Raw genomic sequence first — 20,767 nt, 5'->3', positions numbered from 1 at the left:
GATAACGCAGCGCGCCTGGTTTAACGCGTTGCCTGGGAGTCCTTCGCGAGCAAGCTCGCTCCTACAGTGATAGCAAGCGCAGTTATTCGCCCATCTGCGATTGCAGGTAGTTCTCCAGGCTGACCTTGTCGATCAGGCCCAGTTGGGTTTCCAGCCAGTCGATATGCTCTTCCTGATCTTCCAGGATATCTTCCAGCAGTTCACGGCTGCCGAAATCGCCCTTGGTTTCGCAGTGAGCGATAGCGGCCTTCAGGTCACTGTGGCTCTTGCGCTCAAAGCCCAGGTCGCTGCTGATCATTTCCTGGGTGTGCTCGCCGATGTTCAGCTTGCCCAGGTCCTGCACGTTCGGCAGGCCTTCCAGGAACAGGATGCGCTTGATCAGCGCGTCGGCGTCCTTCATGGCCTTGATCGACTCCTTGTATTCACGCTTGCCGAGCTTTTCCAGGCCCCAATCGTCGTACATGCGCGCATGCAGAAAGTACTGATTGATCGCGACCAGTTCATTGGCAAGGATTTTGTTGAGTTGCTGGATGACTGAGATGTCGCCTTTCATGACTGGGGTCCTGCCCTGTAATAGCTGTGTATAGGGCGGAGTCTGAGCGGTGAAAATCTTAGTGTCAAACCTAAGTTATTGAATAATAAATGAAAATTAATCGGAATAAGAATGTTTGTGTTCCGCGTCTTGGCGCTAACTATTTGAATTAATGGCATAAAAAAACCGAACACTAGGTCCGGTTCTTCAAAACATGCCTATTCAGGCGTGTTTAAATTCTGCTGGGTAGGGGAGCGCGGCCTGGGCTGTCTGCAGTTGCGTCAGGGTTTCCCGTACCACTTGCTTGGCCAGGCAGGCACATTTGCCACACTGGCTGGCAACGCCGGTGGTTTCACGTACTTCCTTATAGCTGCAGCAACCTTCGTAGATTGCTTCGCGGATTTGTCCGTCGGTGACGCCAGTGCAGAGGCAGACATACATAAGTGAGAACCGTCGCGGGTTTAAGGCTTAAGTGCGATGGATCTTAATGTTAACGAGAATGATTGTCAAAATAGTTTCATCCCCGATCCCGCGCACATTGCCCATGCGCTGACGAACGGTTTTTTCGGTGTATGATGGTCGGTCTTTACGAAGCGCGATTGCGTCATGTTTCTGTCGATTTTCCCCGGCAGACTCGACCTGTCCTTTTACTTCAATCGTCACCCCCACATCAGGAGATATCCAATGAGCGTACTCGTCGGTAAACAAGCCCCGGATTTCGACGTACCAGCCGTGCTCGGCAATGGCGAAATCGTTGACAGCTTCAAACTGTCTGAAGCCATCAAAGGCAAATACGGCCTGGTGTTCTTCTACCCGCTGGATTTCACCTTCGTCTGCCCTTCGGAGCTGATCGCCCTGGACCACCGCATGGACGATTTCAAGGCGCGCAACGTTGAAGTGGTCGCGGTTTCCATCGACTCCCATTTCACCCACAACGCCTGGCGCAACACCGCCATCAATGACGGCGGCATCGGTAAAGTCAAATACACCATGGCTGCCGACATGAAGCACGACATCGCCAAGGCCTACGACGTTGAGTCCGAAGGCGGCGTGGCGTTCCGTGGCGCATTCCTGATCGATGACAAGGGCGTTGTGCGCTCGCAGATCATCAACGACCTGCCGCTGGGCCGTAACATGGAAGAGCTCATCCGCCTGGTCGACGCGCTGCAATTCCACGAAGAGCACGGCGAAGTCTGCCCTGCCAACTGGAAAAAAGGCGACAAAGGCATGAACGCCTCGCCAGAAGGCGTTGCGGCTTACCTCACCGAGAACGCTGGCAAGCTGTAAGCCAACGTCACGGTACAAAAAAACCGGCCTGAAAAGGCCGGTTTTTTTATGCGCGGGATTTGATTTCAGTCGTTGAAGTCTTCCCACCCGCCCATCTGTTTCCAGCGATTGACGATGCCGCAGAACAGCTCGGCGGTCTTCTCGGTGTCGTAGCGGGCCGAGTGGGCTTCACGCCCGTCAAAGTCGATACCGGCTGCCTGGCAGGCTTTGGCCAGAACGGTCTGACCGTAGGCCAGGCCGGCAAGCGTTGCGGTGTCGAAACTGGAGAACGGATGAAACGGGTTGCGCTTCATGTCCAACCGCGCCACGGCGGCGTTCAGGAAGCCCAGGTCGAAACTGCTGTTGTGACCGACCAGGATCGCACGTTTGCAGCCATTGGCCTTCAACGCCTTGCGCACACCACGGAAGATATCGGTCAGCGCCGCTTCTTCACTTACCGCCATGCGCAGTGGGTGGTCGAGCTTGATCCCGGTGAATTCCAGGGCAGCGGCTTCGATATTGGCGCCTTCAAACGGCTCGACGCGGAAGAAATGGGTGTGTTCCGGGTACACAAATCCCTGTTCGTCCATGCCGATCGTGGTTGCGGCAATTTCCAGCAAGGCATCGGTGGCGCAGTTGAAACCACCGGTTTCTACGTCGATGACGACCGGCAGATAGCCGCGAAAACGCTCGGCCATCGGATGGCGCGAGCCGCCACCGCCGTGCTCTTGTTCGTCGTCGTAATGGTCTTCACTCACTTGCTTTCCTCCAGCAGGCGCCAGCGCAGTGTTTCACCGGCGCGCAGCGGGATAACGGTCAGCTCGCCAAACGGCAGGCTGGCAGGGGCGGTCCAGTCTTCACGAACCAGGGTAATGCGGTCGGTATTCGCCGGCAGGCCGTAGAAACGCGGGCCGTTGAGGCTGGCGAAACCTTCGAGCTTGTCCAGCGCGTTACGCTGATCAAACGCTTCGGCGTACAACTCGATGGCGGCAAACGCGGTGTAGCAGCCGGCGCAGCCGCATGCGGCTTCCTTGGCGTGCTGGGCGTGGGGCGCCGAGTCGGTGCCGAGGAAGAACTTCGGGCTGCCGCTGGTGGCGGCATCCAGCAGGGCTACCTGATGGGTGTTGCGCTTGAGGATCGGCAGGCAGTAGAAGTGCGGCCGAATCCCGCCCACCAGCATGTGGTTGCGGTTGTAGAGCAGGTGATGGGCCGTGATGGTCGCGCCAACGTTGGCCGACGCCTCGCTGACGAACTGCACCGCATCGGCAGTGGTGATGTGTTCAAACACCACCTTGAGCGTGGGGAACAGCTCGACCACACGACGCATGTGTTCATCGATGAAGATTTTTTCGCGATCGAACACGTCCACATCGCCACGGGTGACTTCCCCGTGGATCAGCAATGGCATGCCGACCTCCGCCATGGCTTCGATCGCCGGCAGGATCTTATCGATACTGGTTACACCGGAATCGGAGTTGGTGGTCGCGCCTGCCGGGTACAGCTTGGCGGCGTGCACATAACCGCTGGCCTTGGCTTCACGGATTTCTTCAGGCTGGGTGCGGTCGGTCAGGTAGAGCACCATCAACGGTTCGAAGCGGCTGCCGGCCGGTCGCGCAGCGAGGATGCGCTGGCGGTAGGCGTCGGCTTCTGCGGCATTGCGCACCGGAGGTACGAGGTTAGGCATGATGATGGCGCGGCCAAACGTGCGCGCGACATCGGCCACGGTTTGAGGTAACGCAGCACCATCGCGAAGATGAATATGCCAGTCGTCGGGACGCAGCAGGGTCAGGCGGTCGGACATTGGGGATTCCAGGCGGGTCAATCTGGTGGGGATGCTACCGGAAAAGACACTTGCAGGCACTCGCTATCAAGTTTTGCAGGATGCGACCGATAGCAGGGGGGTATGCCTTAACGATGTATGACGCTGTGAAGTGTTGTAGAAACCAGTGGAGCCTCCCGTGCGCCAGCATTATCTAGCCCTGCTCAGTGTGTTCGCCAGCCTGCCTGCGGCGGCCCTCACGTTCCAGACACGCCTGGAGAATATTGAGTGGAAGGTAGAGGGCGACCAGTTCGAGTGCCGCCTGACCCAGCCGATCACCGATTTCGGTTCCGGTGAATTCGTACGCCGGGCCGGCGAGCAGGCGACGTTTCGTCTGAAAACCTATGGCAGCAGCCTCGGCGCTGGCTCGGCAACCCTGTTGGCCGCTGCCGCACCGTGGCAGCCGGGCCGAGGTGATATCAACCTTGGGGCCGTGCGTGTCGGCAGCGGCGACGTTTTGTTCAATAGCTCCCAGGCCCAGGCCGGTCGCCTGTTCACGGGCTTGCTTGAAGGGCGCAGCCCCACCGTGCGGCATTACGGGCGTGAAGGCGGTTACTCGGAAATTCGCCTGCTGCCCGTGAAGTTCAACAAGGCCTACAGCGATTATCAGCTGTGCACCACCAAGCTGCTGCCCATGAATTACGACCAGGTCAAACAGACCGAAGTGGGCTTTCCCGGCGGCGGCATTGAGCTGGACGCGGCGGCCAAGAAGAAGTTGTCCGTGATCCTGGCGTTCATGAAGGCCGATCCTACGGTCAACCATGTCGAGTTGAACGGCCATTCGGACAACAGTGGCAACCGCCTGACCAACCGCGACGTTTCACGCCGCCGCGCCCTGGCGGTGATGGACTACTTCAAGGCCAACGGCATCCAGGAATCGCAGATCACGATGCGCTTCCATGGCGAAAGCTACCCCTTGGCGCCCAACACCAATGCCGCCAACCGCGCGCGTAATCGCCGTGTGAATATTCAGCTTGAGCGCGTGGCTGCCCCTGAGAAACCTGCGCCCCAGGCCACTACGCCGAGCAACCCGGCGGCTACCTCATAAGGGCGACCATCGGTCGCCCACTCGACATAATCTGTCGCTTTATCTTCATTTGCTGTCGCGCCCCTGTAATTTCACGGTTTTGATCGGTAGAATCGTCGCCTTTCCGTACAACCCCGTGGAGTGATGGCATGGCCGACGTAAACAAGGTCGTTCTCGCGTATTCCGGCGGCCTGGACACTTCGGTGATCCTCAAGTGGCTGCAGGATACTTATAACTGTGAAGTGGTGACCTTCACCGCTGACCTGGGTCAGGGTGAAGAGGTCGAACCTGCACGTGCCAAGGCGCAAGCCATGGGCGTGAAAGAGATCTACATTGACGACCTGCGCGAAGAGTTCGTCCGCGATTTCGTCTTCCCGATGTTTCGCGCCAACACTGTCTACGAAGGTGAGTACCTGCTGGGTACCTCCATCGCACGTCCACTGATCGCCAAGCGCCTGATCGAGATCGCCAACGAAACCGGCGCCGACGCCATTTCCCATGGCGCCACCGGCAAGGGCAACGACCAGGTCCGTTTCGAACTGGGTGCCTACGCACTCAAGCCAGGGGTGAAAGTCATTGCGCCGTGGCGTGAATGGGACCTGTTGTCCCGTGAAAAGCTGATGGATTACGCTGAAAAGCACGCCATCCCGATCGAGCGCCATGGCAAGAAGAAATCGCCGTACTCGATGGACGCCAACCTGCTGCACATCTCCTATGAAGGCGGCGTGCTGGAAGACACCTGGACCGAGCACGAAGAAGATATGTGGAAATGGACGGTCTCCCCGGAGAACGCTCCAGACAAGGCGCAATACCTGGAACTGACTTACCGCAACGGCGACATCGTTGCGCTGGACGGCGTTGAAATGACCCCGGCCACCGTATTGGCGACCCTGAACCGGATCGGTGGCCAGCATGGTATCGGCCGTCTCGACATCGTCGAGAACCGTTACGTGGGCATGAAGTCCCGTGGCTGCTACGAAACCCCAGGTGGCACCATCATGCTGCGCGCTCACCGCGCCATCGAATCCATCACCCTGGACCGCGAAGTCGCTCACCTTAAAGACGAGCTGATGCCCAAGTACGCCAGCCTGATCTACACCGGTTACTGGTGGAGCCCTGAGCGTCTGATGCTGCAACAGATGATCGACGCCTCCCAGGCTTATGTGAACGGTGTTGTGCGCCTGAAGCTTTACAAGGGCAACGTGATCGTCACCGGCCGCAAATCCGATGAGTCGCTGTTTGACTCCAACATCGCCACCTTCGAGGAAGACGGCGGGGCCTACAATCAGGCGGACGCGGCAGGCTTCATCAAGTTGAACGCACTGCGCATGCGCATTGCTGCCAACAAGGGCCGCTCGTTGTTCTGAACCGTGCGCCTGTCGTGAAAAATGGCCCCTTATGCAAGGGGCCATTTTTTTTGCCTGGATTTTAGATGCCGCGCTGTTTATTAGCGTTTAGCGTGCGTTTAAGGTTTTTTCGTAACTTGCGCAATTATTTTCCGGTTTTATCTTTTTGTTTTTAAGGTTGAATGATTTTTTACATCTGAGGAGGAACTATGTCTGACAGAAAATTCACTCATGTAGTTGCAATGGAGATGTTAGTTGTTGAATTTTCTGTAGGAATTATGGAAGTGTTTAAATATGTTAAATGGAACTAATGCGGACGGTTTTTCCTGCTCGGTTTGCGGGCGTCATTGCGACAAGCAAGGGGCATTTCCTGAAAGTCTTGTGCGGCACGTTTACCATCAGGGGCGCATGCCCCAGACATTTCACTCAAAATATGTGCGCGCCGAGAAAGGTCTGAAAGCAACCATAAAGCTACATGCATCTAAGTTGGCGAATTTTTGTAGGTTAATTCCTATCTTCTTGTGGGTTGGGTCTCTGCCTGCTCTTGCTCGGGGTGGAATGCTATGCCAACTAGTAATCGACTAGGCTATTGTGTTTGCTCTAAATAATTCGAACAGCGAAATTGGACTTTCTCATGAATAAAGTGCTGATCGTGGATGATCATCCCGTCATTCGTCTTGCTGTGCGCATGCTAATGGAGCGTCATGGTTATGAGGTCGTTGCCGAGACTGATAACGGTGTCGATGCGTTGCAACTTGCACGGGAACACATGCCGGATATTGTGATACTGGATATCGGAATTCCCAAGCTTGACGGCTTGGAAGTTATTTGTCGGCTGGCTTCGACCAAGCAAGCCGTCTCGTTCAAGGTGCTGGTGCTGACGTCCCAGGCTCCCGGCCATTTTTCCATGCGCTGCATGCAGGCGGGTGCCGCCGGCTATGTGTGCAAGCAGCAGGATCTGACAGAGTTGCTCAGTGCTATCAAGGCGGTGCTTTCCGGCTATAGCTATTTCCCGAACCAGGCGCTCAACTCAGTGCGGTCAACCATGGGCAATGCCAGTGAAGCTGACATGGTCGAACGCTTATCGGGGCGGGAGATGATGGTGCTGCAGCAACTGGCCCGTGGCAAAACCAACAAGGAGATTGCCGATGGCATGTTCCTCAGCAACAAAACCGTCAGTACCTACAAGACGCGCTTGCTGCTCAAGCTCAATGCCAGGTCCCTCGTGGACCTGATCGAACTGGCCCAGCGCAACGGCCTGGTCTAGGAGGATATTGCCCCCCTTGAATACCCGTGTAACCGGCAGAAAAAAGCCTCCGTCAGGGAGGCTTCCGGCCGTCAACGGCTCGATCAGAGATCGAAGTCGTAATCGGCCAGCTGTTTTTGCAAGCGTCGCTCTTCCAGAAGATTGTCGATAGTGCGGCGTTTGCTTAAATTGGTCTTGGCCACCTCTGCCACAGGTGCCTCTACCACATCGTCATCCGACTCAACGAGGTCGTCTTCCACTTCCAGTTGTTCGTTGCCAGCGCTCATAAGGTCAACTCCAGGCTAAGACTGCCGTTGGGGCTCCTTATAGCGATAATCCGCGAACGGGTAAAAAAGATTTTTTCAATCGCCTGATCACAAAAACCAATGATCGCTCAATCGTCGGAGGTCTTGTCCTTGTATTCGCACAAGTCTTCGATACGGCAGCTGCCGCAGCGCGGCTTGCGGGCCTGGCAAACGTAGCGTCCGTGCAGGATCAGCCAATGGTGGGAGTCGAGCAAATAGGGCTTGGGCACGAACTTCATCAACTGCTTTTCCACCTCAACCACATTCTTGCCCCGTGCAATGCCGGTTCGGTTGCTGACGCGGAAAATGTGCGTGTCCACCGCCATGGTCAACTGCCGAAACGCCGTATTGAGCACCACGTTCGCGGTTTTGCGGCCCACGCCTGGCAAGGCTTCGAGGGCTTCGCGGGTTTGTGGTACCTCGCCTCCATGCAGCTCCAACAGCAGGCGGCATGTCTCGATCACGTTCTTGGCCTTGCTGTTATATAAGCCGATTGTCTTGATGTATTCGGACAGGCCTTCCACACCCAGGGCGTAAATCGCGGCAGGTGTATTGGCCACGGGGTACAACTTCGCCGTGGCCTTGTTAACGCCAACGTCCGTGGATTGAGCCGAAAGGATCACCGCAATCAGTAATTCGAACGATGAGGAGTAGGCCAGTTCGGTTTTCGGTTCCGGATTGTCTTCGTGAAACCTGCGGAAGATTTCCAGGCGTTTTGCGGCATTCATAGGGACAGACGTTTCCTTGCAGGCGGTCGGCGTGATGTTAGCAATACACAGCGCAGTGGGTCAGCCGTTGGCCTCGGCATCTTGCAGCGTTTGCTCGGCGGCATTCAATGCGGCTTTCAAGGTTGCCAATTGATGCTCGTCAGCATGGTGATCCTGAGCCTTTTTCAACGCTGCACGGCGCATGGCCAGCTGGATTTTTGCGCGCTTGAACTCGGCGCTTTTAGTGGCCGTCTTTGGTGGCTGCGGTGAGCTGTTGGCCTCCAGTGCGGCAAGCGCCTGCTCGGATGCCTCGAACTGTCGCTGCAGCATAATCAATTGCGACTGTTGCTCAAAGGTCGGCGGATGCCCAAACGCTTTCAAGGATTTGTGCAACTGAGCGCGACTCATGGCGACGCTGCTTTTGGCCTGCTTGATCGCGGCGTCCTGAGCAGCCTGAGGGTGATCGACCGGTGCCACCTCCATCGGCGCTGTGCGCTTGGCTCGTGCCAGGCGTTCGGCGAGCTTGCAAGTTTCTTCATGTTGCAGGCGGGCGTTACGTTGTTCGAAGCGCCGCCGCGCCCGGTTGCGTTTGAAGTCGCGTGCACGCCGTTCATCATCGTTGCTGGCCAAGTCACCGACGATAGGCAGAACGTCAGCAAGCGGACGCATCTCGATACAGTCGACAGGGCAGGGCGCAACACACAGGTCACAACCGGTGCACTCGTCGACAATCACGGTGTGCATCAGCTTGGCGGCACCCACAATGGCATCCACCGGGCAGGCCTGGATGCATTTGGTACAACCGATGCATTCGGCCTCGCGGATATAGGCGACTTGCGCAGGCGCATCTCCACGGCTGGTGTCCAGGTCCAGTACCGGCAGGCGCAGCAGTTGTGCAAGCCCGACGATGGTTTCCTGCCCGCCGGGCGGGCACTTGTTGATGGCTTCGCCTTTAGCGATGCCTTCTGCGTAAGGTTTGCAACCCGGGTGCCCGCACTTGCCGCATTGAGTCTGCGGCAGCAGCGCATCGATACGTTGAATGAGGTTCATGCTGTAATCATAGCGTTGACGCCCGGCCCAGGGAGGAGGGCAAGCTGAGAAGCCCCGCCGTAGCAACAGCGGGGCATTTTGCAGAGGTTACTTGATGCGTTGGCCCGGCTTGGCGCCGCTGTCCGGGCTCAGCAGGTAGATTTCTTCGCCGCCAGGGCCAGCCGCCATCACCATGCCTTCGGAAATGCCAAACTTCATTTTCCGCGGCTTGAGGTTGGCGATCATCATGGTCAGGCGACCATCGAGCTTGGATGGGTCCGGGTAAGCGCTCTTGATGCCGGAAAACACGTTGCGCCGTTCGTCGCCGATATCCAGCGTCAGGCGCAGCAGCTTGTCGGCACCTTCCACAGCTTCGGCTTTGATGATCAGTGCCACACGCAGGTCCACGGCGGCAAAGGCGTCGAAATCGATTTCCGGGGAAATCGGGTCCTTCGCCAGCTCGCCATTGCCCGCCGGCGCGGATTGGCCGGTATCGGTCTGGCTGGCCACCAGGTCTTCTTTCGAAGCGTCGGTCATGGCCTGGACTTTTACCGGGTCAATCCGGGTCATCAAGGGCTTGAACGCGTTCAACTGATGATTACCGAGCAAGGTGGTGTGATCGTTCCAGCTCAACGGCGCCACGTTGAGGAACGCCTCGGCATCGGCGGCCAGCAATGGCAGCACCGGCTTGAGGAAGATCACCAACTGGCGGAACAGGTTGACCCCGGTGGCGCAGATCGCCTGGACTTCAGCTTCCTTGCCTTCCTGCTTGTTCAGCGACCAGGGTGCCTTGTCGGCGATCCAGGCGTTGGCACGGTCGGCCAGCCCCATGATCTCGCGCATGGCACGGGCAAAGTCGCGGGCCTCATAGGCGTCGGCGATGCTTGGCGCGGCGGCCAGGAAGGCGTCGGTCAACTCCGGTGCGGCGTTCTCGGCTACCAGTACACCGGCGTTGCCCTTGTGGATAAACCCGGCGCAACGGCTGGCGATGTTGACGACTTTGCCCACCAGATCCGAGTTGACCTTCTGTACGAAGTCTTCCAGGTTCAGGTCCAAGTCGTCCACACCACGGCCCAGCTTGGACGCGTAGTAATAGCGCAGGTATTCCGGCGACAGGTGGTCCAGGTAGGTGCGCGCCTTGATAAAGGTGCCACGGGACTTGGACATTTTCTGGCCGTTGACCGTCAGGTAGCCGTGCACGGCGATGCCGGTCGGCTTGCGGTAGCCCGAGCCTTCAAGCATTGCCGGCCAGAACAGCGCGTGGAAGTTGACGATGTCCTTGCCGATGAAGTGGTACAGCTCGGCGGTGGAGTCCTTGCCCCAGAACGCGTCGAAGTCCAACTCCGGGGTGCGATCGCACAGGTTCTTGAAGCTGGCCATGTAGCCGATCGGCGCGTCCAGCCATACATAAAAATACTTACCCGGCTCGCCCGGAATCTCGAAGCCGAAGTACGGCGCGTCGCGGGAGATGTCCCACTGCTGCAGGCCACTGTCGAGCCATTCGGAGAGTTTGTTGGCCACAGCGTCCTGCAAGGTGCCGCTACGCGTCCAGGTTTGCAGCATTTGCTGGAAATCCGGGAGCTTGAAGAAGAAGTGCTGCGAGTCCTTGAGCACCGGAGTGGCGCCGGAGATCGCTGACTTGGGATCCTTCAAGTCGGTCGGTGCGTAGGTCGCGCCGCATTTTTCGCAGTTGTCGCCGTACTGGTCTTCGGTGCCGCATTTCGGGCAGGTGCCCTTGATGAAACGGTCGGCCAGGAACATTTTCTTTTCCGGGTCGAAATACTGGGTCACCGAACGTTGGTCGATGTGCCCGGCTTCCTTCAACCGCAGGTAGATCTGGCTCGACAGCTCGCGGTTTTCTTCGGAGTGGGTCGAGTGGAAATTGTCGAAGTCCACCAGGAACTCGGCAAAGTCGGCGCTGTGTTCAGCCTGCACATTGGCGATCAGTTGTTCCGGGGTGATGCCTTCCTTTTCGGCGCGCAACATGATGGCCGAACCGTGGGCGTCGTCCGCGCAGACATAAATGCATTGATTGCCGCGATGCTTCTGGAAGCGCACCCACATATCGGTCTGGATGTACTCAAGCATATGGCCAAGATGGATCGAACCATTGGCATAGGGCAGGGCGCTGGTGACGAGGATCTTGCGTGGCTCGGACATGGGGCTCGGCTACTTGATGAAACGGAGGTCGGCCACTATAAAGCGCCGGGAAATTTATTTCACCCCGTGACGCTGTTTCAGTATCTTGCGCACCTTCGAAAGCATGCCGTTCGGCGGCTGGAACGGTTAGGATAGCCGCCTGTTTCAGTCAGTCTTTTTTCGGGAGTAGCCCATGAGCGCCGTCAATCGCGCAGCGGTGGAAGCCGTTCTTCGCCAGTACACCGACCCTTATTTGAACCAGGACCCGGTCAGTGCCGGCTGTGTGCGTGCCATCGAGGTCCAGGGCGACCAGGTGTCGGTGCAGTTGCAACTGGGTTATGCCGCGGGTTTGTTCAAAAGCGGTTGGGCGCAGATGCTGCAAATGGCTATCGAGGGCCTCGACGGTGTGGGTTCGGCCAAGGTCGATATCCAATGCGTGATCGCGCCGCACAAGGCCCAGGCGCAGATCCCGGGCCTGGCCAACGTCAAGAATGTGGTGGCGGTGGCGTCCGGCAAGGGCGGCGTGGGTAAATCCACCACGGCGGCCAACCTGGCCCTGGCCCTGGCCCGGGAAGGGGCGCGCGTGGGCATTCTCGATGCCGATATCTACGGGCCGAGCCAGGGCGTGATGTTCGGCATAGCCGAAGGCACACGACCGAAGGTCAAGGATCAGAAATGGTTTGTACCGATCGAGTCGCTGGGTGTGGAAGTGATGTCCATGGCGTTTCTCACCGATGACAACACGCCGATGGTCTGGCGCGGGCCGATGGTCTCCGGTGCGTTGCTGCAATTGGTCACACAAACAGCTTGGGGCGACCTCGACTACCTGGTGATCGACATGCCGCCAGGCACCGGCGATATCCAGTTGACCCTGGCGCAGAAAGTCCCGGTGGCCGGTGCGGTGATCGTCACCACGCCCCAGGACCTGGCGCTGCTCGACGCCAGGAAAGGTGTGGAGATGTTCCGCAAGGTCAACATCCCGGTGCTGGGCGTGGTGGAAAACATGGCGGTGCACATCTGTTCCAACTGCGGGCATGCCGAGCATCTATTCGGTGAGGGCGGGGGCGAGAAGCTCGCTACCCAGTATTGCGTTGAACTGCTGGCATCGTTGCCATTGGCGATGGAGATTCGCGAGCAGGCCGATGGTGGCAAACCTACCGTCGCGGCAGAGGCTGATGGGCAGATCGCGATGATCTATCAGGAATTGGCCCGTCATGTCGGTGCGCGGATTGTTTTGCAGGAAGCGACGGCGCCGGCGATGCCGACCATTACCGTGAGCGACGATTGATTAGGCTTTAACGGTTACGCGAAAAGCCTGACGCCCAGTGTGGCTCTCGGGTTTTTCGCGAGCAAGCTCGCTCCTACAGGTGGGGCGCCAATAGGGCTTGTTGCTACTTTACGCAATGCGCGTGTAAGCATTCGCTTACTTTTTCGTAAGTGTTTGGTTTTTTTAGCGGTTGCGTACGTCTTGAATCGACGAAGCTATTATCTATCTTTTTGAAAAATAACGATTATTTTCATACTGGCGAGCGGCAAAGTTTGTCAGCCCGCCGTGGGGATCGCGTTGAACTTCCCTCGGAACGCTCTAACATCAGCCCTGTGTCCACGGATTGGCACAGCTATCAAGGAACGATGGTTTGAAGGAACGTCGCAGGATGCGATTCATCAGGATGATGAAAAGGAATACAGGGACTAGGGAAAAAATGTGGGCGGGTCATACCGCCCCTTTTTTCGCCTGTAGAAAAGTAAAACGCTCCCTTCAGAAACGCAAAAAGGCCCGCAAGGGGCCTTTTGGGGGCGACGACGCTATCAGCGTTCGAGGTCTGCAATCTTACCTTTCTTGCCATCCCACTCCGCTGCATCGGGCATCGGGTCTTTGCGCTCGGTGATATTCGGCCAGATTTCCGCCAACTCGACGTTCAGCTGAATAAACTCCTGCATCTCCGCAGGCACTTCGTCCTCGGAAAAAATCGCGACGGCCGGGCATTCTGGTTCACACAGGGCGCAGTCGATGCACTCATCCGGGTGGATAACCAGGAAATTCGGGCCTTCGTAGAAGCAGTCCACCGGACAGACTTCTACGCAGTCGGTGTACTTGCACTTGATGCAGTTGTCGGTGACGACGAAGGTCATTTCTAATTTTCTCCTCAGGCGGCGGCAGCGAAACCCCTTGTGGTGGGGTTCGCGAGGTTTGAGAGCGATAGTCTGCGGACCAGGCTAAAAGCCCGCAGCATCCCAAACCGCGCGAGATTCTATCAGCTTGCAAGCGTCTGCGTTATATCCGAGTCTTCAGTGCATATAACATTTCGAGCGCTTTACGCGGCGTCAAGTCATCCAGGTCAAGTTTTGCCAACTCATCCAGCACCGGATGGGGCAAGCTGGCGAACATATCGCTCTGGTGCGGCGCGGCAGGTTTCTTGCTGACCTTGGCAGGGCTGGTGACCACAGTTTCATGGGGCAGCGCCGTGGTTTCCAGGCGGCTGAGGTGTTCGCGAGCACGGGTGATCACCTCGTTCGGCACACCGGCCAACTGCGCCACGGCCAGGCCGTAGCTCTGGCTTGCCGGCCCTGGCAGCACATGGTGCAGGAACACGATGCGCTCGTTGTGCTCGGTGGCATTGAGATGCACGTTGGCCACCAGCGGCTCGCTTTCCGGCAACACCGTCAGCTCGAAGTAGTGCGTGGCGAACAACGTGTACGCACGCAAATGCGCCAAGCGTTCAGCCGCCGCCCAGGCCAGGGACAGGCCGTCGAAGGTGCTGGTGCCGCGGCCCACTTCGTCCATCAGCACCAGGCTGCGTTCGGTGGCGTTGTGCAGAATGTTGGCGGTTTCGCTCATTTCCACCATAAAGGTCGAACGGCCACCGGCCAGGTCATCGCTGGAGCCGATCCGCGTGAAAATGCGGTCAACCAGGGACAATTCGCAACTGGCTGCCGGTACGAAGCTGCCGATATGCGCCAACAACACGATCAACGCGGTCTGGCGCATGTAGGTGGATTTACCACCCATGTTCGGACCGGTGATCACCAACATGCGGGTATCGTCGTCCAGCGACAGGTCGTTGGCGACGAACGGCGTGGTCAGCACCTGCTCCACCACCGGGTGGCGGCCTTGCACGATGCGCATGCACGGTTCGCTGACAAACCGTGGGCAATTGAGGTCCAGGTTCAGCGCACGTTCGGCGAGGTTGCTCAACACATCCAGCTCCGCCAGGGCGGCGGCGGTGTCTTGCAACGGCGCCAGGCGGCTGATCAAGTCCTCGAGCAAGGCTTCGTAGAGCATCTTTTCCCGCGCCAGGGCGCGGCTTTTGGCCGACAGGGCCTTGTCTTCGAACTCTTTCAGTTCTGGGGTGATAAATCGCTCGGCACCTTTGAGGGTCTGGCGACGTTGATAGTCGATGGGGGCCGACTCGGCCTGCTTGCTCGGCAGCTCAATAAAGTAGCCGTGAACTCGGTTGTAGCCGACCTTCAGGTTCGCCAGGCCCGTACGGGCTTTTTCGCGAGCCTCCAGGTCGATCAGGAACTGGCCGGCGTTTTCGCTCAGGGACTGCAGCTCATCCAGCTCGCTGTCGTAGCCGGTTTTCAACACGCCGCCGTCACGGATGATCGCGGGTGGGTTGTCGATGATGGCTTTTTCCAGCAGCGCCGCGAGGTCCGGGTACGTGCCGGCAGTCACCGCCAGCTGTTGCAGGTGCGGCGTATCCAACTCCGTCATTGCCAGTTGCAACTGCGGCAGGGCGCTCAAGGCATCACGCAGGCGCGCCAGGTCGCGGGGCCGCGCATTGCGCAGGCCGATTCGCGCGAGGATACGCTCGATATCACCGATTTCTTTCAGTTGCGGCTGCAGCTTTTCAAAGCGGTAGCCGTCGAGCAGGCAGGTAATAGAGGTTTGACGCGCTTGCAGCACGGTCAAGTCCCGCAGCGGCCGGTTCAGCCAACGGGTCAGTAAGCGGCTGCCCATTGCAGTCTGGCAACGGTCGACCACCGATTGCAGGGTGTTATCGCGCCCGCCGGCCAGGTTGGTATCCAATTCCAGGTTTCGACGGCTGGCGCCATCGAGCACCACGGTATCGTCCAGCCGTTCATGACGCAGGCTGCGCAAGTGCGGCAGGGCAGTGCGCTGGGTTTCCTTCGCGTAGCTGAGCAAACAGCCTGCCGCACCGATAGCCAGGGTCAGGGTTTCGCAACCGAAGCCTTTAAGGTCCTGCACCGAAAACTGCTGGCACAGACTTTTCAGCGCCGAATCGCGCTCGAAATCCCACGGAGCACGACGCTTGGTCCCACGACGTTTCTCCGCCGGCAAGTCCTTGGGCCAATCATCCGGAATCAACAACTCCACCGGATTGATACGCTCAAGCTCCGCCAGCAGGTTCTCCCAGCCCTTGATCTCCAGCACACTGAAATTGCCACTGGTGATATCCAGCACCGAAAGGCCGAACAGACGCTCATCGCCCAACACCGCAGCGATCAGGTTATCGCGACGCTCATCCAGCAGTGCCTCATCACTCACCGTGCCCGGCGTAATAATGCGCACCACCTGACGTTCCACCGGCCCTTTGCTGGTGGCCGGGTCGCCGATCTGCTCACAGATCACCACCGATTCGCCCAGCTTGACCAGCTTGACCAGGTAGCCTTCCAACGAGTGATAAGGAATGCCACACATCGGAATCGACTGCCCCGCCGACTGCCCGCGCGCTGTCAGAGTAATGTCCAGCAGCTTGGCGGCCTTCTTCGCGTCTTCATAGAAGATCTCGTAGAAGTCGCCCATGCGATAGAACATCAACTGATCAGGGTGCTGGTTTTTCAGGCGCCAGTACTGCTGCATCATCGGGGTGTGGGAGGACAGGTCTGAAGTGTTTTTACTCATTGGGTAGTAGGCAAATTCGTTGAAAGTGATGGGGCAAAGGGCGCGCTTGGCCCAGCATTTTTTGCGATGGCGGCAAGGTTAACACGCGAGGTCGGGGGGGCGCAGGTCGCAAACGGATAGGTAAAAAGCAAAAGCGGTGCCGCCCCGATATCCACCACTAAAGGAGCGGCGCCGCCACAGGTTAGCGGCTGCCCGCCTTTTCTATTTTCGCGGCTTACTGAGTATTAACCAGCGAATCCAACACCTTCACCACATCATCAACCACCGCCTTGACCATTTCCTGCAAGTAATGCGAAGCCCAAGCGTAACGGTCCGTCTCCTTTGTCATCGCCGCATCTTCTGCGAGTAGCTTGGCGACGTGGAGGAGGGTGACCCCCCTTTTGGGGGATTCCCAACGTCCGGCTGACCGGGCGGTGGATGAGCGCGAGGCCTCTCAGCCTAGTGGCCTGAGCGGTTAATTCATTAATTTATTTCTTATCGCGCTCAGCTTCGCCTTGTGTACCGAATTGATAACGGCTCCAGCTGTTTTGTTCCACTTGAACGGCTTAGCTGAGAATTCATTATGGGTTTCGATGAACTGGCGGATAGCTGTCTTCAGGTCTATCTCATCTTGGCGGTTGTTTTTCCTTTCGGCGTTTGCGATTCAGTATGTTGAGCATCTTCGCGATTTGACAGGGCATACCACCAGCTACTACTTGTCGTGCCTCGACTCACAATGTAAGGAAAATGCTGTCATACCACTGCCCCGCTTTTCGGGGTTTCAGTACAGAGGCAATGAGGCCCAGGGCCTTTTTTCAGCAGCGGAGGTTAGAGTGACATCCCTTCACAACCGATGGAGCGGTACAAGTAACGCTCCAGCAGATCACGAGTAAACACCGGCTCGCGGACGTCGCTGCCTTGCAGAAAGTGTTTCACGTTACTGCAATCCCACAGATAGGTGTCCTGATAGAGCTGCACCGTGGACTGGCCGCCTGTCATGTTGTCCTTAAACAGGCTGAGCAACGGGTAGAGGGGGGCATTCGCATCCTGTTCCCACTGCGCCAACCAGTCGGTGAAAGGCAGCGGGCTGAAGCGGAAATCGAAATATTGTTCGAGCAGGTTGAAAAAGGCGTTCAGCGTTAGGTTGTTTTGTTGTTCGTGAATCAGGTTGAATTTGTGGTCCAATGCCTTGGGGTTGCGAGTGATATATGCGATGGCGCGGGTCATGTAGTCCACTGTGGTGAGTCCCTCGCGCAAATCTTGCAATGCGGGAACGGTGCCAGTATCTAGACAAGTTTTGACCAGCCGCCCCCACCACTGATAACCAGCGCTGACGCCGGTAATGCTGTGGCTGGTCGCATAACCAAGGCGGAAAGTCATCAGCGGTAAGCCACGCGCAGCAGCTAGATCTGCGATCTTCTCCATCACCCATTTGCTGCGCACATACCCGATGTCCGTGATCACGGCGGGTAGGTTCTGGTCGATATCGTCATCCTCGCGCATTATCCGTTTCCCTGTATGTAGATGTCCCCAGCTATACACAGAGATGGTGGAGAGCAACATAAGAGGCTTGGTGCGTTCGACGGCAGCGAAACGAATGACCTCTCGCAACCCCTGCACGTTATCTCGCTTCATGTATGAATAAGGTTGAATGAAATTTACCGCACTGGCGGAATGATAAATGATGTCGGTTTCCTGGCTTATACGATGATATTCCTCCTGCTTTAGACCGAAGTGAGGCTCTGCCAGATCGCCAGCCAGGGGGTGAATGCGGGCACGGTGCTCATCCGTCAGCGGAATTAGATACCGATGCAGCGTGTCGGTGAGTTTTTGTCGAGCCGTTTCTGTATTTTTACTACGGATCAGACAATAAATGTGTGCCTGAGTGCTTTGTAGCAAGTCTGCCAACAGGTGGGAGCCTACAAATCCAGTTGCTCCAGTCAGCAAGATATACCGCGGCGTACTGATTTGCCGCTCGTCAAAATGCGGATTGATATGAACGTCATCAGGCAGAAAAATGTCGTCCTGTAGAATACGCAAGGGTTCGCTGTCGGCAGTCGATGGTGCGGACAGGTTGCGCAACTCCAGCGCGTGAGCCAACGAACGTATCGTCGGGTAGTCGTAGATGTCGCGTACATAAGCTCGGATGCCAGTTTGTTCTGTAATGGCCGATGCCATCCTAGCGGCTAGTAAGGAATGCCCTCCGAGTGCGAAAAAGTTGTCATCAGGGCCGGGAGTAACACCAGTTAATAATGTCTTCCAGACCTCTGTCAGAATGGCTCCTGTTCCGTGTAAGGGGGCTGGCGATGCTGTTGGGAGGTCCGGAAAGTAGCCGGCCAGCAGGGCCTGCTTATCCGTTTTTCCATTAGCCGTCAACGGTAGGCGCGGCAGAATCTGAATCCCGGCAGGCAAAAAGTAAGCAGGCAGCGAGTCAGTCAGGTGGGCGCGCAAGGTTTCCTTTAGTATTACGCTATTACCACGTTCAGCGGCGACGAAAGCGAGTATCCGCTTCTCGCTGGCAGACTCCTCTTGTGTAACCAGAACAACAGCGCCCTTCACCCCTTCCACCTGCAGAAGGATGCTCTCGATTTCGCCGAGCTCCACACGGTTACCGCGAATTTTCACCTGATCGTCGAGACGGCCAAGATATTGTATACGTCCGTCCGGCAACCAGCGGGCGCGATCGCCGCTGCGGTAAAGGTTTTTTTCGGGCGCAAACGGCAGCGTCAGAAATTTTTCTTTCGTCAAACCGGGGTTATTAAGGTAGCCAGTAGCCAAGCCCGGCCCACCGATGAATAACTCTCCGGGTTGTTCGTTCGCCACAGGATTTAATTGCTCATCGAGAATAAAAACCTCTGCACCGGCGATCGGGAAACCAATACTCGCTAGCGGATTTTGTGTGGCACAAACTACTGTATTGCATGTGGTGAAAATAGTAGCTTCTGTTGGACCGTAATAATCTATCAACTGGAAGTTTGCCCGGGTGAGATTGACAGGGTTCAGTTTTTCGCCCGCGGTGAATAGATAACGTAGCGCGAGATTGTCCGGCTGGGGCTGATTTACAATTTCGGGAACGAGCACGGTTGGGACAAAGGCATGCGTTATTTTATGGACAGCAAGAAAGCGCAGTAGAGAGTCTGTCTGTAATCGGGCTTCTTCGTTATCTGGCAAAATAAGTGTGGCGCCACATATTAGGGGTGACCAGATTTCCCATTGCGCGACATCAAACCCTATGCCTGCCATCAGCGTACTGCGACTACGTTGGTCCATATCAAAATGCGTGTTATGCCAGTTAACCAAGTTACTCAAGGCGGCGTGCGAAATCATGACTCCTTTGGGGGTCCCTGTCGTCCCTGATGTGAAAATCACATAGGCTGTATCACCCGGGTACGGTAAGTGAAGTGTGGCGGGCACCTTGATGCCTTCACAAGATTGGTCAATGGCGATCACCTGCTGCGCCGATGTTCCGGCGATTGCAGAAAATGCCCGATGGCTTATTAGAATGATGGGAGAATTACTTTGTCTGGTGATTTGTGCAATGCGCCTTTCCGGATAATGGATATCAACCGGGATATAAGCAGCACCGGTTTTGGCTATTGCCAAGATACCAATGATGAGCTCCGGCGTACGCCGTGCTATCAAGGGAACTGTGTGACTGGAATTGACGCCTGCTTGTTGCAATACTCCGCACAACCTGTCGCTTTCCTGATTCAAATGTTGATAAGTCATCCTGGCATCACCATGAATGACGGCAACGTTATCTGGGAAGCCGGTGGCTTGTTGGATGAATTGTGACAACACATTACACATTTTCTTCTCCCTATTCCTGAAGATAAAATTTGTATTGGTTTCGTAACTAAAAAATGAAACAACCCTCGCGCATGAAGTGAAAAGCACCGAGCGACAACAATCAGGCTATAGAGGACAAGGCTTATACATTCGATTTCCCTCCGGTAAAACAATAGGCGCAAAAAGCTCTGCCATGAGAAAACTGTCGATGGCTGGCGGTTATTAATATTTTTAAATTTTCATAGGCTGCGAACCACTAGCTCGGAAACGGCTACGCTAGCTAGAGGTTATTTAGCCTACAAAGAAAATAATTACTCACAGACTAAAGTCATAGTTGCATTCCTTTGCGGGATGGGCGCTACAATTTCTGTTAGTTGTTTTATGCTAGCGCAGCAAATTTGATTGTTGAAGTTTAATTTCTATAATTTTTTGCGATGACTTGCTAAGTAAAAAACTCTAAGAGGGTGTAGGCATAAATCAAGCCGTCAGTCGACATGCGGGTATAAGTGCCTCTGCTAGCCATACCTATGCATCGTTCACAGTGAGCAGCCGGTCGTGGTGCATAACGTGAAGAGGCTAAGCGGACAACCTTTTCTTCCTTCGACACAGGCCGGAACGTTCTTCATGACTTCACGGAATTTGAAATCATCTTTCGGGTAAAACCAAGGCGCAGCATACATTGAAAATAGATCACTTCTTCGTTTATGAGGAAGCGA

Annotated in this window: 16 protein-coding genes and 2 pseudogenes; 5 read left to right on the top strand and 13 right to left on the bottom strand. The window is 56.4% G+C overall.

Annotated elements, in window-relative coordinates; translation table 11 throughout:
* Positions 1-82: 82 nt before the first annotated feature.
* Positions 83-553: a bacterioferritin gene (gene bfr, locus ODQ19_RS00445; protein WP_012722487.1), complete on the bottom strand. Its 471-nt coding sequence runs from the start codon at positions 551-553 to the stop codon at positions 83-85.
* 201 nt (positions 554-754) lie between these two features.
* The gene (locus tag ODQ19_RS00440) at positions 755-973 is read right to left on the bottom strand and encodes a bacterioferritin-associated ferredoxin (protein ID WP_003188977.1); all 219 of its coding nucleotides are present in this window, start codon (positions 971-973) and stop codon (positions 755-757) included.
* Positions 974-1,216: 243 nt separating this feature from the next.
* Here ODQ19_RS00440 and ODQ19_RS00435 point away from each other — a divergent pair, with 243 nt between their 5' ends.
* Positions 1,217-1,819, top strand: a complete 603-nt coding sequence (locus ODQ19_RS00435) for a peroxiredoxin (RefSeq protein WP_003172097.1) — start codon at positions 1,217-1,219, stop codon at positions 1,817-1,819.
* 65 nt (positions 1,820-1,884) lie between these two features.
* On the opposite strand, the gene rnt is transcribed toward ODQ19_RS00435, so the two are convergent.
* A complete protein-coding gene (gene rnt / locus ODQ19_RS00430) occupies positions 1,885-2,556 on the bottom strand; it encodes a ribonuclease T (protein ID WP_003188980.1) in 672 nt (223 codons plus the stop codon).
* On the bottom strand, positions 2,553-3,599 hold the full coding sequence (pyrC, locus tag ODQ19_RS00425) for a dihydroorotase (protein WP_116667824.1): 1,047 nt from the start codon (positions 3,597-3,599) through the stop codon (positions 2,553-2,555). Before pyrC ends, rnt begins: the two co-directional genes overlap by 4 nt.
* A gap of 157 nt (positions 3,600-3,756) precedes the next feature.
* On the opposite strand from pyrC, the gene ODQ19_RS00420 reads away from it, so the two are divergent.
* From ODQ19_RS00420 to ODQ19_RS00410, 3 genes are all read left to right on the top strand, one after another.
* On the top strand, positions 3,757-4,665 hold the full coding sequence (locus ODQ19_RS00420) for a flagellar protein MotY (RefSeq protein ID WP_116667825.1): 909 nt from the start codon (positions 3,757-3,759) through the stop codon (positions 4,663-4,665).
* Between the two features lie 128 nt (positions 4,666-4,793).
* A complete protein-coding gene (locus ODQ19_RS00415; RefSeq protein WP_330209051.1) occupies positions 4,794-6,011 on the top strand; it encodes an argininosuccinate synthase in 1,218 nt (405 codons plus the stop codon).
* Positions 6,012-6,624: 613 nt separating this feature from the next.
* Positions 6,625-7,257 carry a response regulator transcription factor gene (locus tag ODQ19_RS00410; RefSeq protein WP_003188986.1) on the top strand — a complete coding sequence of 211 codons (633 nt, stop codon included), beginning with the start codon at positions 6,625-6,627 and terminating at the stop codon, positions 7,255-7,257.
* A gap of 83 nt (positions 7,258-7,340) precedes the next feature.
* Here the strand turns inward: ODQ19_RS00410 and ODQ19_RS00405 are convergent, their stop codons facing one another.
* From ODQ19_RS00405 to metG, 4 genes are all read right to left on the bottom strand, one after another.
* Entirely contained in the window at positions 7,341-7,523 is a 183-nt protein-coding gene (locus ODQ19_RS00405; protein WP_014717144.1) for a PA3496 family putative envelope integrity protein, read from the bottom strand.
* 107 nt (positions 7,524-7,630) lie between these two features.
* The gene (gene nth, locus ODQ19_RS00400) at positions 7,631-8,269 is read right to left on the bottom strand and encodes an endonuclease III (protein ID WP_116667826.1); all 639 of its coding nucleotides are present in this window, start codon (positions 8,267-8,269) and stop codon (positions 7,631-7,633) included.
* A 60-nt stretch (positions 8,270-8,329) separates the two neighbouring features.
* Positions 8,330-9,298: an electron transport complex subunit RsxB gene (gene rsxB / locus ODQ19_RS00395; protein WP_330209050.1), complete on the bottom strand. Its 969-nt coding sequence runs from the start codon at positions 9,296-9,298 to the stop codon at positions 8,330-8,332.
* An 87-nt stretch (positions 9,299-9,385) separates the two neighbouring features.
* On the bottom strand, positions 9,386-11,437 hold the full coding sequence (metG, locus tag ODQ19_RS00390) for a methionine--tRNA ligase (RefSeq protein WP_116667828.1): 2,052 nt from the start codon (positions 11,435-11,437) through the stop codon (positions 9,386-9,388).
* A 172-nt stretch (positions 11,438-11,609) separates the two neighbouring features.
* On the opposite strand from metG, the gene apbC reads away from it, so the two are divergent.
* Positions 11,610-12,704, top strand: a complete 1,095-nt coding sequence (gene apbC, locus ODQ19_RS00385) for an iron-sulfur cluster carrier protein ApbC (protein ID WP_330209049.1) — start codon at positions 11,610-11,612, stop codon at positions 12,702-12,704.
* Positions 12,705-13,225: 521 nt separating this feature from the next.
* Here apbC and fdxA read toward each other — a convergent pair.
* The 5 genes and pseudogenes from fdxA to ODQ19_RS00360 all read right to left on the bottom strand — a co-directional run bounded on the left by fdxA (position 13,226) and on the right by ODQ19_RS00360 (position 20,072).
* Entirely contained in the window at positions 13,226-13,549 is a 324-nt protein-coding gene (fdxA, locus tag ODQ19_RS00380; protein ID WP_003208688.1) for a ferredoxin FdxA, read from the bottom strand.
* 142 nt (positions 13,550-13,691) lie between these two features.
* Complete coding sequence (gene mutS, locus ODQ19_RS00375; protein ID WP_330209048.1) at positions 13,692-16,283, bottom strand: DNA mismatch repair protein MutS; 2,592 nt, start codon at positions 16,281-16,283, stop codon at positions 13,692-13,694.
* A gap of 214 nt (positions 16,284-16,497) precedes the next feature.
* Positions 16,498-16,650, bottom strand: a pseudogene (locus ODQ19_RS00370) (DUF3077 domain-containing protein); the annotation flags it as partial.
* Between the two features lie 87 nt (positions 16,651-16,737).
* Positions 16,738-16,884 (bottom strand): annotated as a pseudogene (locus tag ODQ19_RS00365) (IS630 family transposase); the annotation flags it as partial.
* A 206-nt stretch (positions 16,885-17,090) separates the two neighbouring features.
* The gene (locus ODQ19_RS00360; RefSeq protein WP_330209047.1) at positions 17,091-20,072 is read right to left on the bottom strand and encodes an amino acid adenylation domain-containing protein; all 2,982 of its coding nucleotides are present in this window, start codon (positions 20,070-20,072) and stop codon (positions 17,091-17,093) included.
* Positions 20,073-20,767 lie beyond the last annotated feature (695 nt).

The sequence above is a fragment of the Pseudomonas sp. AM4(2022) genome, assembly GCF_036346515.1.
Classification (GTDB): domain Bacteria; phylum Pseudomonadota; class Gammaproteobacteria; order Pseudomonadales; family Pseudomonadaceae; genus Aquipseudomonas; species Aquipseudomonas paracarnis.
Note: the sequence above shows the minus strand (reverse complement) of the source record. Positions and strands in the feature narration are given on the sequence as shown.

Coding starts and splice junctions, on each gene's coding strand:
- bfr (WP_012722487.1), bottom strand. CDS start 553: ATGAAAGGCGACATCTCAGTCATCCAGCAACTCAACAAAATCCTTGCC.
- pyrC (WP_116667824.1), bottom strand. CDS start 3,599: ATGTCCGACCGCCTGACCCTGCTGCGTCCCGACGACTGGCATATTCAT.
- apbC (WP_330209049.1), top strand. CDS start 11,610: ATGAGCGCCGTCAATCGCGCAGCGGTGGAAGCCGTTCTTCGCCAGTAC.
- ODQ19_RS00435 (WP_003172097.1), top strand. CDS start 1,217: ATGAGCGTACTCGTCGGTAAACAAGCCCCGGATTTCGACGTACCAGCC.
- ODQ19_RS00440 (WP_003188977.1), bottom strand. CDS start 973: ATGTATGTCTGCCTCTGCACTGGCGTCACCGACGGACAAATCCGCGAA.
- nth (WP_116667826.1), bottom strand. CDS start 8,269: ATGAATGCCGCAAAACGCCTGGAAATCTTCCGCAGGTTTCACGAAGAC.
- ODQ19_RS00405 (WP_014717144.1), bottom strand. CDS start 7,523: ATGAGCGCTGGCAACGAACAACTGGAAGTGGAAGACGACCTCGTTGAG.
- fdxA (WP_003208688.1), bottom strand. CDS start 13,549: ATGACCTTCGTCGTCACCGACAACTGCATCAAGTGCAAGTACACCGAC.
- ODQ19_RS00360 (WP_330209047.1), bottom strand. CDS start 20,072: ATGTGTAATGTGTTGTCACAATTCATCCAACAAGCCACCGGCTTCCCA.
- ODQ19_RS00415 (WP_330209051.1), top strand. CDS start 4,794: ATGGCCGACGTAAACAAGGTCGTTCTCGCGTATTCCGGCGGCCTGGAC.
- metG (WP_116667828.1), bottom strand. CDS start 11,437: ATGTCCGAGCCACGCAAGATCCTCGTCACCAGCGCCCTGCCCTATGCC.
- mutS (WP_330209048.1), bottom strand. CDS start 16,283: ATGAGTAAAAACACTTCAGACCTGTCCTCCCACACCCCGATGATGCAG.
- rsxB (WP_330209050.1), bottom strand. CDS start 9,298: ATGAACCTCATTCAACGTATCGATGCGCTGCTGCCGCAGACTCAATGC.
- ODQ19_RS00410 (WP_003188986.1), top strand. CDS start 6,625: ATGAATAAAGTGCTGATCGTGGATGATCATCCCGTCATTCGTCTTGCT.